This is a genomic window from Enterococcus sp. DIV0970a (assembly GCF_051711265.1).
Lineage (GTDB): Bacteria > Bacillota > Bacilli > Lactobacillales > Enterococcaceae > Enterococcus_D > Enterococcus_D casseliflavus.
The window spans coordinates 1,490,069-1,505,199 of the sequence record NZ_JBIOMF010000001.1 but is presented as its reverse complement, the minus strand read 5'-3'; the positions used below and the strand labels follow the sequence as shown (position 1 = coordinate 1,505,199).

Here is a 15,131-nt window from a genome sequence, read left to right as displayed (position 1 = left end):
CCTCTAGTAGTCCATAATATATAAAAAAATGAAGCTTGAAAAAAATACAAATGTTACATCAAACCTCAAAATAAGTTTCTTCCTAATTATTCCAATATTTGTAATTCTATCATAATTTTTGTATCGTTTCACAAACTTCTTGATAGTTTTTATTTCCTCCGGATAAATTATAAACTTGTTTAAATCCTTTGTTCAGTAAAATATTTTGTGCTGCATTTCCAGTAACGCCTTTATTACAATAAGTTACTGTCACAAATTCTTTATCCAATTCCTCATATCGATCTCTTAACTCAGCTAAAGGTATGTGAATTGCTCCCTCAACTTTCGAAGTTTCAAACTGTTTTCTTGATCTGGTATCAATAATTTGTAATTTCTCGCCGCTATCAATTCTTCTCAATAGCTCTATAGGGGTCATTAACGGGGTATCATTATTTATATCGTTGTTCAAAGCCATCCCAGTATAATGAATGGGATCTTTTGTTGTAGAAAAAGGTGGAGCATATGCTAAATCCAAGTGAAATAAATCTTCAGCAGCTGCGCCAAATGAAATAGCAGTAGCAAGCACATCGATCCGCTTATCTACCCCATCATAACCTATGATTTGAGCCCCAAGTATCTTCCCATTTTCTTTATTTGCGATTGCTTTGATCACCATTTCTTTACCATTCATATAGTCCGGCTTATTAGGTTTAATATTATATAAAGTAGTAATAGCTATATTATTTGCTAAAGCATCTTTTTCTGTGAGACCAGTTTGAGCAATTGTTAAATCAAAGAATCGTAAAATACCAGTTCCTAAGATTCCCTTGTGTCGTAGATTGCCACCTGTAATAACATCTCCTGCGATCCTTCCCATTTTATTGGCTGTTGAAGCTAAAGGTCGATAAATTGGTCGCCTAGTTATGCGATCAAAACTTTCTGCAACATCACCTACAGCATAAACATTTGGAAAATTGGTTTCTAACTTATCGTTTACTTCTATAGCTCCGGTAATTCCTAATTTAATTCCCATGGATTTTGCTAATGCGGTGTTCGGCTTTACTCCGGTAGCTAATACAAAAATATCTGCCGAAAAGATAGTTCCTTTAGCCGTTTCAATAGACTTCAGACTACCATCACCGTTAACTTTTCTGACGGTTTCTTCAGGGAAAAAGGCAGTGTTTTTCCTTTTCATTTCATTAATGATTCTTGAAGACATGTCCCAGTCTAAATGGGACATGGGATATTTACTTCGTTGAAGTAACGAGACCTCAAGACCTAGTCTCTGTAACTGCTCGGCCATTTCTAAACCAATATATCCAGCACCAATGACAACTGCTTTTTTTGGCTCGTTTTCATCTACAAACTTCTTGATACTTTTCCCACTCGAAATATTTTTCACCTGAAAAACATTCTCAAAATGTCTATTAACAAATATTTCTGGGGTATTATAAACCGATCCTGTGGCCAACACTAAAACATCAAAATTATTGGTAAATGATTTTTTTGTAATTAGATTGATTCCGTGCACCAATTTTTTATCATAGTCAACCTGAGTTATTTCATGAGAGGTATGAATATCTACGTCGTACCTTTTTTTAAACCATTCAGCATTACGAGGCGTCAGTTCATCAAAGTTTTCCACTTCTCCCCCCACTGCATATGGAATCCCACAAACTGCGTAAGACACATCCATATCTTTATCATACAAAACAATCTCTGCATCTTCCGTATTTCTTCTTGCTTTTGCAGCGACACTTGTTCCAGCAGCGACAGATCCAATAATGATGATTTTCATTTCTCCACACCTATCCTTTATACGTTCTTGATTTCACTCAAAGATTCCGGATTTATGAACCAGTCTTTTGTTTTATTAGAAACCTTAACTAAAAGTAACATAACTGGCACTTCCACAAGTACGCCTACGACTGTTGCTAAAGTTGCTCCCGACTGTAATCCAAAAAGTGATATTGATACCGCTACTGCCAACTCAAAAAAGTTACTTGCTCCTATCATTCCAGCAGGAGAAGCAATATTATGTGGCAACTTCCAAAATCTTGCCCAACTATAAGCAATTGTAAATATTAAAATCGTTTGAATCGTTAAAGGAATTGCAATCAATAAAATATGCAATGGATTAGCAATGATTCTTTCACCTTGGAAGGAGAAGATAATGATCAGAGTTAGTAATAAACCAATAATCGTCACTGAATCAAATTTCTTCAAGAAGACATTTTCAAAATAGGTTAAACCTCTTTTTTTTATGATCAACACTCGAGTAATGAAGCCTAAAAACAATGGAACAACTACAAAAAGAACAGTAGACAGTAATAAAGTAGCTAAGGGGACACTTACATTATCAACACCTAACAAGAAAGCAACAATAGGTGCAAATAATACTAGGATAATTAAATCGTTGATTGCGACTTGAACCAAAGTATAGGCAGAGTCACCTTTTGTTAGGTAGCTCCACACAAAAACCATCGCTGTACATGGTGCTGCTCCTAGAATAACTGCACCAGCGACGTATTCTTTTGCTAGTTCTATTGGAATCAATTGTTGGAAAATCACATAAAAAAAGAGTGCTGAAATGCCATACATCGTAAACGGTTTAATAAGCCAATTAGTAACGCACGTGATAACTAATCCCTTAGGTTTTTTAGCAGCACGAACAATACTGGTAAAATCAATTTTTAACATCATAGGATAAATCATCAACCATATCAAAATAGCCGTTGGAATTGAGACCTGAAAATACTCAAATTGACTTAATGTATCAGGAATAGCTGGAGCAAACTGTCCAATCAATACTCCGATTATCATACACAAGATTACCCATAGAGTTAAATACTTTTCAAAAAAGCCTAACCCTTCAGCTTTACCTTTTGATTTCATTTTTACTTTCCTCCTACTTAGATCCTTCTTTTACTTTGCATACACAGTTGTCTTCATTATTTACAAGTAATTGTTGAATAGATTCCATAAATTCTACAACAAATTCTTCCCTCAATGAATAATGGTGCCATTGCCCTTTTTTACTTACACAAACGACACCCGCTTTTTCAAGTACTTTCATATGATGAGAAAGTGTAGGCTGCGTAAAATCAAAATATTCAAGTAAATCACATGCACACAAACTACCGCAAGAAAGCACATCTACTATTTTCATACGATTTGGATCCGCTAGAGATTTTAATACTAATGAAAGAGATTCATAATTCATTCTTCGACCCTCCTTATATAGATGGTTGTCTATATATGTAATATAGACAACCATCTATATAAGGTCAAGTTGTTTACTCATAATTTCTAAGTAAATAGGAATTAATAGCATAGTTAGTACTCTCACTATAGGTTAATTTAGCATAGAAGAACTGTTAAAGAATATTCTATCTTGAACTCTTTTATAGTTATAGCAATCAAAGAGAGCTCATAAACCCTTAAGTTTTTGACCACATCCAAGATTTGTCCTAATACTCATAAACCTAAATTTTAATTGAACAATGATTTAGCTACGAGTTTATGAACACAAAAATAGAGTGATACACATAAATTACAGTATCTAAAAAGAGTGTCCAGAAATTAGTCATTTTCTGAACACTCTTACTCAAAATAACTCATTATGAATTTTTTATGATTCGAGAAAGCTTTTTGCACAATCTACATGGACACTATTAATGATTTAAAAATCTGTTTAAAGGAGTGTCCAACAGAGTATACTCTGCTGGCCTTTGAATCCCCTAACTAAACGATGTGCTGAAAAAAGAAAATATCTATATAAATATAGTATGATTAATTATTTAACTGATGACTAGATTTATAAAATAATTTAAAAAAGTAATCAGCTTCAAATTCCAACAAGATATTTTTTTTTAAGAGGAGTAGATGAAAAGGATTTTGAGTTTCGTATTTTCTGAAAAACAATATCTATAAAAATATTTACGATAGCTAAGATTGAAATAGAAATTGAAGAAAGAGGAGATATAAATGAATAGAATCATAGTTACAAGAAAACAATATTGCCATTCCATTAAATAGTGAAAGAACCTCAAGATTCAAATATAAACCATCATTGGTACAGGTAATCTTGTAGTTTGTTTGATAATAGGGCGCCATTTGATGGAAGAGTAGGGGTCGAACTATCATGTTGCTTAAGAGATCGAGATTTTTAGTTAACATAAACATTTACATGTTTTTAATTATATTGATTTATAGCTTTTTAAAAGAGACAACTTTGTATAAAATCTATGTTATGTAAACTGAAATTATTCATACATCATTTTTCAAATATAATTAGCATTTTATACTTTTTTGAATTAAAATAGACTTAAGATTTAGTAGTAGTGCCAAAAATAAAAAAAGAAATACTATTATTAGGAGGAAGCATTATGGCAAACATAAAATATGTTGGTAATGACACAAAGAAATCTGAAAACGGAAAAATTCATAGAAAAGAAGGTAATTATACTGGTTGTGGAGCAAGAATTGATGACAATCCACAAGATTGGCAGTCTACGACTTCTTCTATCACTTGTGAAAAAAAAGGCTGTAAATAGAACCACCTCAAAGTATTAATTTAAAAATTAATCGGATAAGCAATATAGCACAGCTTTGGCCGCACTATAAAATCTAAATATGAAACCGCTATCTTGGTTTGTATGTATTTTAGTTATCACTTACTACTTAGTGATAGCTAATAGATTGTTCCATATCAATTCTGAATAAGAACCATACATTGTTTCATTGTTAATACACAGATAAACAAAAATTTTTTAATATTTTATGCCGAAGATGCAGTATTGATACATAAAATCTGCGATATCATAAAAATGAGTCCTATCAACAGAATTATAATATTTAGACAAAGGAAATCAAGCATATATCATAATTGATTTCCTCATATAATTTGATTAAAAAGAGACATCAATATTTGAAAGCGGATGATACAGTTGATTCATTAATTCCGTGTCGCTTTTACGTCCACGATTAGAGAGCAGAATCACACTAGTTTTATTATCTTTAGAAAACAACCCAAACGATTCGAATCCTCCTTTACCACCATGAGCACGGAAATAAGTCCCTTTGTCATAAAAACCTGCTGCATAGAATCCGCCAGCGGCTGGTTGCCACATTTGCTCCAGCGAAGCTTTATCTAACAGTTTCCCATTCAATAATAAATCATAATAGCGATACAAATCGCCAACTGACATATAGAGATTTCCAGTTCCTACCTCAGCTGCCAAGTTAGCTGAGGAAATATCGTTAGGGTTCCCATAAGGATCTGTTTCACCATCCGTTTTGTAATTGACCGTAGGATGATCCTGCTGCAAAAAAACTTTATATAAGAAAGAGTGTTTCAACCCATTCTTATTGATAAAATAATCCGTTAACAGCATATCATAACTTTTTCCTGTTACTTTTGTCAAAATGCCTGCTAGTAAATTGTAGTTGATGGGACTGTATTTGAATGTTCCTTGGGTTCCGGATAAGACAGCATGTGCAGCATCCCAGTCGAGAATCTGCTGCACGTCTTCCAGTCCTTGGGGATTTTCTGAAAGCTTGAGTCCGGAAGCCATCTGCAGCATTTGCTGAATCGTAATATTAGCAGCACCAGGAATATAGGGATAAAAGCGGGCTAACGTATCTGTCAAGGATAATTTCCCGTCCCTAACTGCTCGCATAATCAAGACAGCTGTTAGACCTTTTTGTATCGAGCCAATATTGAATAATGTTGTCGGAGTATTTTTAATATCAGCTGCCTTGTCCGCATATCCGTACCCTTTATGCAGCAGGACTTTCCCATTTTTTACAACCAATGCACTTCCGATAAAGCCACTGGAAATAATTTTCTGATCGTAGATAGCTCCTTCAGGTGTGATGACTTCTTGATTATTAATGAGATTGTCATAGTTTCCCGCATCCAACAAGTCCTGTTTCTTGTTGGATGCGGGCTGCTCATTTTTGGAAGAGTAGCTGCTGGCAGTACTGGAATGTACAACTTGCTCACTGAAATGATCAGAAGCATCCGTTGGTTCCGTTGGTAAAAACAAGTAGTAGAGGCCAATGAGACCACAAATAATCACAAGGATATCAATCCCAAGCACTAGTTTATGAACGTTTCTTTTTGCATGTTTTTTCGTATGTCTACTCATTGAATAAAGCCTCCAGCATTTCTATTCTCCAACAGTCCTCCTTTTTCATTCCCCCTGAATATCTTTTGGTGCTTCTTGCTGCCAATTTTTGGATAGAAAATAATGGTTGATTTCATAAGATGGTTTCTCTTTGCCCTTAGAATCCAAGAATGGCTGAATGTATTCATCTGCTGCTAGCCAGCCACGCCAGCCTAAGTGAATCGTATCTTCCATAAAATAGGGTTGATTGCCTTTCGTTGATAAATCAGCGATATTCATAAAGCCTTGACTTCTTAAATGGTAGCGGATCTTTTTGTCAAAACCAGTCAACACCTCTTGCGGTAAGCCAGTATAATCCATCCACTTCTGATTGATAGGCGGAATCACAAATAAGACATCCACATTGTTGCGAGCAAATTCTGTCAGTACTAGTTGAAAGTCACTATATTCTGGTCCAAAACGATAATCCCATTTCTTTTGAGAGCCTTTCATTTTATCTATGCGGCTTTGCAGATTATGTTGGTAAAAAGAATTCTTGATCCCTAAAGAATTATTAGTCGTTTCTGCTTTTCCTTCATTATCGGCTACTTGTTCTATTTGAGCGAGATTATAGGTAGAAGGTAATTTCTTTGCAGCAGCAGTGATTTTGTCAGTCAAGTTATGCCCCAACCCAAGACCACTAAAAAGCTCATCTTCCCGTTTCAAAATAGATCGTTGCAGATCAATCTGTTTTTTCTGCCAATCAGTTGGTATCTTACCGGATTTCACTTCATTCAAGACTTGTTCCGTCAAGCGATTTTCTCTCACTTTCGAATAGTCTAAGAGACGTTCGGCATAGTATTGATCGGTGTCAGAGATTTTCTTTAACGAAGAGAGCCAATCGTACACATGCTGTTCGGAATAATGATGGTTGAAATAGTCTCCTTTCAACCCTTTAGGAACGAACCATTGAGGGGAAACGATGAAGACTGCTTTTTTCCCTGCTAATTCTTTCGCCATTGATTGAATGATGGCGTACTGGGTCAGCGACTGGGTGCCAGGTGCACCAATCAAAAATGGCGTATAAGAACGGTGATATTTCTGCACCAATACGGAAGGATGTGTGGCACTCACACGGTTTAGTTCGGATGAGCCAAAAAATGGGACATATTTTCCTGTTGCTATTGCCTCATTTTTGATATGATCCCCACGAAACACCGCATCATTCATTGCCGTCGCCGCTTGAGCGATGACTTTCGGATCGTGGCTATTGATCTTCCAAGGGCCAAGGAAGAGTCCCCCGACAAGAATCACCGCACAAAGAAGCGGTCCAAAAGCCGTGAATAGTCGTTTTTTCATCATCGGCTTTGCAGCGTGTCGACTTTCTCAATGATTTTTGCTGGTGTATTCCACTCTGCCCGGTCAAATTCTGATACAGGAAACTCAATTCCTAACCGCCCTTCTAGTTCAACCAGCAATTGAACAGATCCTAATGAATCTAATAATCCTCCATCAAAAAGATCGATTGTTTCGTTTTCTTTTACTTCGTCACTTCCTGTAACTGATACTAAAATGTCTAATACTGCTTCTTTGGTTGTCATATTCTTTTCTCCTTTTATTTAACGAATAATTTGTCTAATATTCCTGAGAAAATCAGGAAACTAAAGCAAACTGCTTGGAAGGTCAATACAGTGGACACCGCTTTGGTTAGTTTGTTCGAAGGTAGATTTCCTTGTTTTTTCTTCCAACGGATCCACGCATCATTTCCGCAAATCAGTGTCGCATGATATACCCCGTATAAAATGTAATACCAGGTAAGACCGTGCCAAATGCCCATTAATAGAAACAGGGCGAAATAACCGACATTAGATGCTACTATACGACTTTTGAAAACTTTCTTTTTGATCAGGGTGAACATCAATCGCATGTATACGTAGTCTCGGAACCAAAAAGACAGACTCATGTGCCAACGATTCCAGAATTCTTTGATATTGGGCGCCAGAAAAGGTTTATTGAAGTTAGCTGGTGTATCATAACCCATGAAGTTGCTGATACCAATTGCAAATAAACTATAACCAGCAAAATCAAAGAACAGATACATACTATAGACATACATATACCCTAGCATTCCCCAAGAGAACAGTCCATTTTGCAGGGCTTCTTTGGTCACGATCGGTAGTAATACTTGACCGAGATAATAACCAAGAATGAACTTATACAGGAGACCTAGCATTATTTTGGCGACTCCTTTGTTTAAATAGTCGAGATACACTTCTTTTGTCGGTGGATTCAGCAGATCTTTCTCAAAGCGACGATAACGATCGATCGGTCCCGAAGAAATCGTTGGAAAGTATAGTAAAAACTGGATATAACGCCAAGGATGGTATTCTTTGATCAGGCCATCCCGTATCTCCATGATCATTTGCACCGATTTGAAGGTCAGATAAGAGATGCCCAAGAAATAAATCAGTGAGGCATGCCCAACAAAGAAAGGGGTGACTTTACTCAATGCCAATGGTAAGATCGCTGCTACCACTGCACCATAAAAGACGCCTGAAGTATTTGCTCGTTGACGATGCTGATAATAGCCATAGACGAGTAATGTCTGATACACGACGTACCCGATCAGCGCCAGACCCTGCTGCCAATATTCACCACCAAAACTTACGTACAATACCGCTAGTGTGAGTAACGTTTGATACCATTGCCAACGCTTTTGTTTGAACAGCAGCACAAGCATCATCGGAAGCAATCCTACCATTAGCCAAATGAAATAGGTGGGATTTGCATAAGGAATCATATGCTGCAGGTTCATGAAGGATTCACCTCATTTGTCAGCCGTTTGCGGTCGATTTTGCCATTTGCCGTATGGGGCAGATGCTCAACATAGATAAATCGCTGCGGGATCATATACTCCATCACCGTTTCACTCAGTGAAGATTTGATGGCTTTTGTCAGTTGAAACTCTTTCTCGAAGGGGTGCGTTTCGGGAACGACATAAGCAATCAACTGTTCCACTTTCTTTTCTTGATATTTAGGGACTACGACGGCTTGTTTGACCCACGAACTATTGCTTAAATGATGGTCAATCTCTTCTAGTTCCATTCGATACCCATGGAACTTCACTTGAAAATCAAGACGCCCTTCATAATGCAACAAACCATCTTCCGTCATTCTGCCGCTATCGCCGGTTCGATACGCTGGTTGCCCTTCATGGACAAAAAATGCCTCTTTTGTTTTTTCGGGATTGTTCAGATATCCTTTTGAAACGCTAGGACCACTAATGATAATCTCACCTACTTGCCCTTTAGGAACTAGTTGATCTTCTTCCATAAAGAAAACCGTCGAATCTTCTTTCACATACCCAATTGGCACCCGATCATATTGCTCCAGTAATTCTTCAGTGATTTGCACGCCGGATACGGCAACAGTCGCTTCAGTAGGTCCATAAGTATTGTAGATTTTTGCATTCGGAAAACGTTCCAGTAGCTCTTGAGCGGTTTTTTTCGGTAGTTCTTCCCCACAGAATAAGAAACGCTCCAACTGAGGAACGTGCATCCCGTCAAAGGTCTCTTCCATCAAACATAGTTTCATAAATGAAGGTGTTGAGATCCAAACATTGATAGCCAATTGCGGCAAAATCGCAAATAATGTTTTGAAGTCATTAATGACAACCTTTTTTAAAGGTACCAAGCAGCCGCCAGAAGTTAATGCTGGGTACACCCCCATGACAGAGAGATCAAAGGAATACGGTGCCTGCGCCAAATAATACATCCCGTCGCGTAAGGAAAAATCTTTCAATGTCCATTGCACGAAACTCAATAAATTCCCGTGACTAATCTGGACTCCCTTAGGGATGCCGGTCGTTCCTGATGTAAAGATGATGTAATAAATATCATCTTTTCCGAGCGTTTTTGCGTTACCTAAATTGCGCCCGCTTTGATAAATTTCTTCCAATTGATTTATTTCTAGCATTGGAATCATTGTTTCCGGACCTTGCCAGTCAGCTACACTAATGATCAAATCTGGTGTAGCCACAGAAAGGATCAATTCAACACGCTCTTTTGGTGTGGTACTTTCAATGGGGATATATGCCCGACCAGTTTTGGAAGCTGCCAAAAAAGCTGTCAGCATGTCAAATTCTAACTCGCCATAAACAACAATCGGTCCGCGAGTTTCCAACGTTTCCTCGAAATAGGCAGCTAATTGATTGGATCGAGCTGCTAATTGTCCATAAGTATATACTTGGTGATCTTCCCGGTAGGCAATCCTCTCTGAATCTTTTTTTGCCCACTCTTCAATGGCTTGCACAATATTCACCACGTTCATGAACATTCCTCCTAAAATTCATTATAGATAAAGGTGCCACCTTGCACGTTTTTATAGTGATAAAGATAAATTATCATAACGATAACAAAAAAATATAAAATAGTTTTCCACACAAAAGTAAGTACATGACTCTCAGGTCTATTATTCATAAATTTTTTCACAAAATTTCACCTCATGATAATATTCTGGAACCATTTTAATATAATTCAATAATACGAGACATTGATTTGTAGACTATAATCCTTACAATTTGGTAAGATTATTCTATGTTATTTAAACTTAATAAGGTTATGGTTATCCTATTAATATATAATGTATCTGGTCTATGAAAAATTGAATATTTTGTTTCTATTACTTACATCAAACGAATCGCTTCATGTGATTAATTAATCAATATAAATTATATGAAAAATCTCAATTATATTAAGATCTTATGGATTTTCCATAATAAAATCGAATTGAAAAAACACAGTTTGCGATTTTTTTTACAAAGGTTAAAATTTTTTAATTACTTAATTCAATATTTCTCTCAATTTCCTTAAGTTTCTCTTTCAAAACTACTTTATCAGACAAACGCTTAATTTTATTAACCAATTTATTTATTTCTTCATATTTTTTTCGATATGTTCTGCTTTACTTTATCTCCGCTATAGCAATCATTTATAACTTCCTCTGTATGATTAATTAATTTTATTTGATATTTTACTTCTCTTAATAAACCTTTTATCACTCGTTTCCAATTATCTTCTTCAAATATGTCTATATTTATAGAATCTATTGTTTTAATATCAACATTGTATTCTATCACAATATCTTTCCGAACAGTTGAACCATTAATAGCCGGAGGGGGGATTGAAAGATTTCATTTACTGAATTTTGTACAATTAGTTTTTGTTGAATAATATTACATTGTTTACTTATTGCTTCAAATTGATCTGTTTTCAACTTTTCTCTGGGATACTTTTTCTTAAAGCTATGTATTTGTTCATTTAATTTTAGCAATAACTGGTTAATCGAAGATACCCTTTGATAATTTAAACTTTTTGATAAAAATCCTAAGTCATCTGAAAAGCTATCAATGACTTTTCCAATAGATCCTGAACTTTCTAAACTTAACAATTTTTGCTCAATTTCATTCCTTTCATTTTTGTATTTATTTTCTATGTAAGCTCCTAATCCACCAAGCAGAACTACCATAAAAAAAACAACACACCCACTAAGCACTAGTATCGTAACATTATACTCTGTTACTCTCTAAATAAAACATTTCTGACCTAATTAATTGAGCTGCTTGAGAATCTATAAAATGGGCAATTAAAAAAGGATCAAAAACTTTTAAGTTTCTGACCCTCTGTTTTTTATATTAAACTCCTGAAATTAATTTTAAAGTTATGATTTTTATCAATCCTATTTACTTTCATTGATAATAGAACTGAAATCTAAAACATGTAAATTATCAAGGGAAAGGTTCTCATGGGCTGTCAATATAAAATTTGCTTTCTTTTCTCTACTCATTGTTTTTATTATAATCATTAGTATGTCTCTTGTTTCTTGATCAAGATTGCTAAAAGGCTCGTCTAGAATATACCATTTCCTTTCTATACTGAGAATTGAAAGGATGTATACTAACCTTCGTTCCCCACCTGACAATAAACCTAATTTCTTTTTCTTATACTTTTCAAAATTTATATCAGGAAAGTATGTATCTAATAAATTCAGGAAATTTTTTTTTTTGATTCATTGGTCAACCCCTCAACAAAGTGAATAAACTCATCTACAGTTAATCGACTATAAAAAGTAAAGTTCTGGCGCATATAAATACAACTATTATTATTAATTATTTTACTATTTTTCGGAAGTGGATTTCTTAGACCACTAATATAATCTAATAATAGCGTTTTTCCACTACCGTTTTTCCCTTTCAAATAAGTAATTCCTTCTTCAAACTTACAATTTATTTCCTTTTCAATCTCTTTTATAAATAAATTTTCTATAACAATCACAAAATCATCTACTTTCTCTAGATAACGGTTTAAAGAAAATAATACTAGGTATACTTACTATAATCAGTATTATACAAATCAGGAAGTAAGACACTGGAAAATCACCTGATATTAAATCATTCATCACATCTCCAATAATAATAAAAGGATTGATGTAATTTACTGGTGTATCTATTCCTATCAATACGAAAAATAAAAATATTACCATATTACATATGGATGAAACGGTCGACGAGTAAAGATTTCTTAAGTAGGTTATATTATATCCGATGAACGCTACAGGTAAAACTACTATAATTGTTATCAATGATAACACTGTTAAATGAATATAATTTAAATTGAAAAATAAGGCAGGTATGAGGTTAAACATAGTTAAGCAAACAATAGAATAAATTAGTTGGGTAAGAAGTAGTCCAAAAAAGAATTTTATAGGTATCCACTTTATAGAAAATATTATGGATAGTGCACCAGTATCTTTCTCATTTAAAGCAAACAGTCCTACACCGTAAACAAAAGCATTGAATACAATATATATCCACCAGTAAGTTAAATCATAAACGGTTGTTATATTCCTGCTGTTAAAAAATAGCATTATACTAGGCAACCCTAGTGACCAAAAAAAAGATAGTTTGTCTTTTAATAGTAATGATATATTTAGTTTGCAGATAGTAATGACATTTGACATAATATTCTCCTTCGATGAATTTATGGAAAAGGAATATACTCTATGCTTTTATCTAGTTCTTTTCCACAAATCGACTGAACAAAAGCATACACACTCTCATTATATAAAATAGGATTCATGTGTGGAAACCAATTCTCATCAACCACTTTTACCACCTTCAAATGAGGAATGGGCTGATACGAGTGAAACAAACTTATAACTGGATCCATTTTTAATTTTTCTCTACATTCTTTTTGCCATAATTTAAAATTAAATTTAAGTTTACTTTCAAATTGACAATCTTCCATATTCTTTAGTAAATATGAATAGTTTCTACAAAATTCATTGGTCGATAATTGATCAAAACGTGAATGATATAAATCTTTTTTTCTATCATCAAAATCTTTTAAAGTATTAGATTTAGCAGTCTTACTAAAATCCGTTGCAAAATACTGCAAAGCTTCAATCTGACTTTTTTTATAGCTTCTTCTAATACATTTGAAGTACCTAAACCTATACACTTAGAATTTTCACTATATCCAATACATAAAATTACATAAATCTTATCTGAGATAGATACATTGAAGTAGTTTGTGTTATCTACATAATTTTTTAAATAATTGTCTACTGACTTTATTTCTGTAAAATTACTGATAGATATTTTTGGAGCTGAAGTTTTAGTCAAATAATTTACTATGAATGATTGCCTTTCAAAGAACTCGAAAAATGCTGTTCTTATTACAGAGTTTGAATCTGTATGAGATGCCATCCCATTTGAATCAACAAATCGATCTCTAGATAAAAATAGGCCTTTAGGCATCATTTTAGGTATGTTTTTACTCAAATAATTTACATGTGTGTGGTTTTCGAATGAATCGTTGGTATTTATCAACACTTCTCTTTCAAAGAACTCTCCAAAAACTTTTTTTAAATTTGATGATCTATTGTCAAACCCAACTTCATAAGCTTGTACATGTTGCTTATCTTCTCTAACTATATAATTATTGAAGTGGTGGTTTAAAAATAAGCCTTTTTTCGAGAAAATTCTACTATCATTTAATAGGAATCCATTCATTTTTATCTTCCCTTTCAAACTAAGAAACAATCAAATTCTGTAGCATTATAATCTATATTTGAAATAATTTTTTGTTTCTTCGATAATCTTATAAGTCTCTTTGAAGGCAAGCAATTTAGCAGATGCTTAGAAACTAATTTTATTGTTTTGACATTATTTTTATGATTATTTTTTCCATTTAAAATAACCACTTCTGGAAAAGGAATGTCCTTGTTTAGCATTAGTTTTTTTGAATAAGATTATCAATACCTTCTTCACAATGATAACTATTCCTTTTTTCTATTTTAGAAAAAATAAAATCATAAATCTTTTCTTTATCTTTAGGAACCGATTGATAAAACCGTGAATCTTCATTCTGATAATTTTGCCACTCGATTATTTTATTCTCGATTATTGACTTTTTGACAGCCTCCTCAATGGTTTGATTACAAGATATTCCGCACCCAGTGATTTGTCTTTTATATAAACTGATCGTTATAACTGTGTAATAGTTTGATAGATTTCTTGTAGCTAAACAAAGATGTTCGTCAGCTCTAAAATTCAAACTTTTAATTAATTGTTTTTGTTCATTTGATAATTCAACATTAAGCCTTTCTCCAATATCTGTGTACCATAGTAAAAACAACTCATTTTTTTCTATTAACTCTGACAAAGCTTTCTTTAAGATTTGACACGATTCTATACCTGTAGCAGTGCCTGTTGTATCGATATATCCATATGCTGATGTTTTACCATAGCTAATGTATTTACCTTCAGCTGTGAACCCTCCTACACCAAGCAAAAACCTTTCCAGATATTCACTATAGCTTTTTTTCATTGCGAGTTCTTTGGTCGTGCTTATAGATGTTCCATCACTTGGATTGTAATAGTTTCCTTTTTTAATCTTGTTTCCGTTTATATAGAACAGTTTCCTCTCAGTACTCTGATAGTTCTTTGTAAATCCATAAGACGTATGAATTTGTGAAAACATA

At 34.1% G+C, this 15,131-nt stretch carries 15 protein-coding genes; 1 reads left to right on the top strand and 14 read right to left on the bottom strand.

Annotated elements, in window-relative coordinates:
* Window positions 1-109: 109 nt before the first annotated feature.
* Genes IGK14_RS07130 through IGK14_RS07120 form a run of 3 tightly spaced genes read right to left on the bottom strand, consistent with a single transcriptional unit; the run spans window position 110 to window position 3,202 of the window.
* The gene (locus IGK14_RS07130) at window positions 110-1,777 is read right to left on the bottom strand and encodes an FAD-dependent oxidoreductase (RefSeq protein ID WP_010748149.1); all 1,668 of its coding nucleotides are present in this window, start codon (window positions 1,775-1,777) and stop codon (window positions 110-112) included.
* A 17-nt stretch (window positions 1,778-1,794) separates the two neighbouring features.
* Window positions 1,795-2,874, bottom strand: a complete 1,080-nt coding sequence (arsB, locus tag IGK14_RS07125) for an ACR3 family arsenite efflux transporter (RefSeq protein ID WP_005237696.1) — start codon at window positions 2,872-2,874, stop codon at window positions 1,795-1,797.
* Window positions 2,875-2,887: 13 nt separating this feature from the next.
* Window positions 2,888-3,202 (bottom strand): ArsR/SmtB family transcription factor, encoded by a 315-nt coding sequence (locus IGK14_RS07120; RefSeq protein WP_010748148.1) that lies wholly within the window; start codon window positions 3,200-3,202, stop codon window positions 2,888-2,890.
* Window positions 3,203-4,367: 1,165 nt separating this feature from the next.
* Between IGK14_RS07120 and IGK14_RS07115 the strand changes: the two genes are divergently transcribed.
* Complete coding sequence (locus IGK14_RS07115) at window positions 4,368-4,535, top strand: hypothetical protein (RefSeq protein WP_010748147.1); 168 nt, start codon at window positions 4,368-4,370, stop codon at window positions 4,533-4,535.
* Between the two features lie 354 nt (window positions 4,536-4,889).
* Here IGK14_RS07115 and IGK14_RS07110 read toward each other — a convergent pair whose 3' ends face one another.
* From IGK14_RS07110 to IGK14_RS07060, 11 genes are all read right to left on the bottom strand, one after another.
* On the bottom strand, window positions 4,890-6,131 hold the full coding sequence (locus IGK14_RS07110) for a serine hydrolase domain-containing protein (RefSeq protein ID WP_010748146.1): 1,242 nt from the start codon (window positions 6,129-6,131) through the stop codon (window positions 4,890-4,892).
* Window positions 6,132-6,176: 45 nt separating this feature from the next.
* Window positions 6,177-7,451, bottom strand: a complete 1,275-nt coding sequence (gene dltD, locus IGK14_RS07105) for a D-alanyl-lipoteichoic acid biosynthesis protein DltD (RefSeq protein ID WP_010748145.1) — start codon at window positions 7,449-7,451, stop codon at window positions 6,177-6,179.
* Window positions 7,448-7,690 carry a D-alanine--poly(phosphoribitol) ligase subunit DltC gene (dltC, locus tag IGK14_RS07100; protein WP_010748144.1) on the bottom strand — a complete coding sequence of 81 codons (243 nt, stop codon included), beginning with the start codon at window positions 7,688-7,690 and terminating at the stop codon, window positions 7,448-7,450. The genes dltD and dltC overlap by 4 nt, the downstream gene beginning before the upstream one ends.
* 14 nt (window positions 7,691-7,704) lie before the next feature.
* The gene (dltB, locus tag IGK14_RS07095) at window positions 7,705-8,904 is read right to left on the bottom strand and encodes a D-alanyl-lipoteichoic acid biosynthesis protein DltB (protein WP_005237703.1); all 1,200 of its coding nucleotides are present in this window, start codon (window positions 8,902-8,904) and stop codon (window positions 7,705-7,707) included.
* Window positions 8,901-10,418, bottom strand: coding sequence for a D-alanine--poly(phosphoribitol) ligase subunit DltA (dltA, locus tag IGK14_RS07090; RefSeq protein ID WP_010748143.1), 1,518 nt, complete (start codon window positions 10,416-10,418; stop codon window positions 8,901-8,903). Before dltA ends, dltB begins: the two co-directional genes overlap by 4 nt.
* 11 nt (window positions 10,419-10,429) lie before the next feature.
* Window positions 10,430-10,567, bottom strand: a complete 138-nt coding sequence (locus IGK14_RS07085; RefSeq protein ID WP_080646975.1) for a teichoic acid D-Ala incorporation-associated protein DltX — start codon at window positions 10,565-10,567, stop codon at window positions 10,430-10,432.
* 655 nt (window positions 10,568-11,222) lie between these two features.
* Window positions 11,223-11,615, bottom strand: a complete 393-nt coding sequence (locus IGK14_RS07080; protein WP_034695559.1) for a hypothetical protein — start codon at window positions 11,613-11,615, stop codon at window positions 11,223-11,225.
* Between the two features lie 518 nt (window positions 11,616-12,133).
* Complete coding sequence (locus IGK14_RS07075; protein ID WP_438711929.1) at window positions 12,134-12,421, bottom strand: hypothetical protein; 288 nt, start codon at window positions 12,419-12,421, stop codon at window positions 12,134-12,136.
* Window positions 12,422-13,126: 705 nt separating this feature from the next.
* Window positions 13,127-13,543 (bottom strand): hypothetical protein, encoded by a 417-nt coding sequence (locus IGK14_RS07070; RefSeq protein ID WP_438711928.1) that lies wholly within the window; start codon window positions 13,541-13,543, stop codon window positions 13,127-13,129.
* On the bottom strand, window positions 13,492-14,160 hold the full coding sequence (locus tag IGK14_RS07065; RefSeq protein ID WP_438711926.1) for a YcaO-like family protein: 669 nt from the start codon (window positions 14,158-14,160) through the stop codon (window positions 13,492-13,494). The genes IGK14_RS07070 and IGK14_RS07065 overlap by 52 nt, the downstream gene beginning before the upstream one ends.
* A gap of 220 nt (window positions 14,161-14,380) precedes the next feature.
* Complete coding sequence (locus tag IGK14_RS07060; RefSeq protein WP_438711924.1) at window positions 14,381-15,130, bottom strand: hypothetical protein; 750 nt, start codon at window positions 15,128-15,130, stop codon at window positions 14,381-14,383.
* Window position 15,131: the final 1 nt, after the last annotated feature.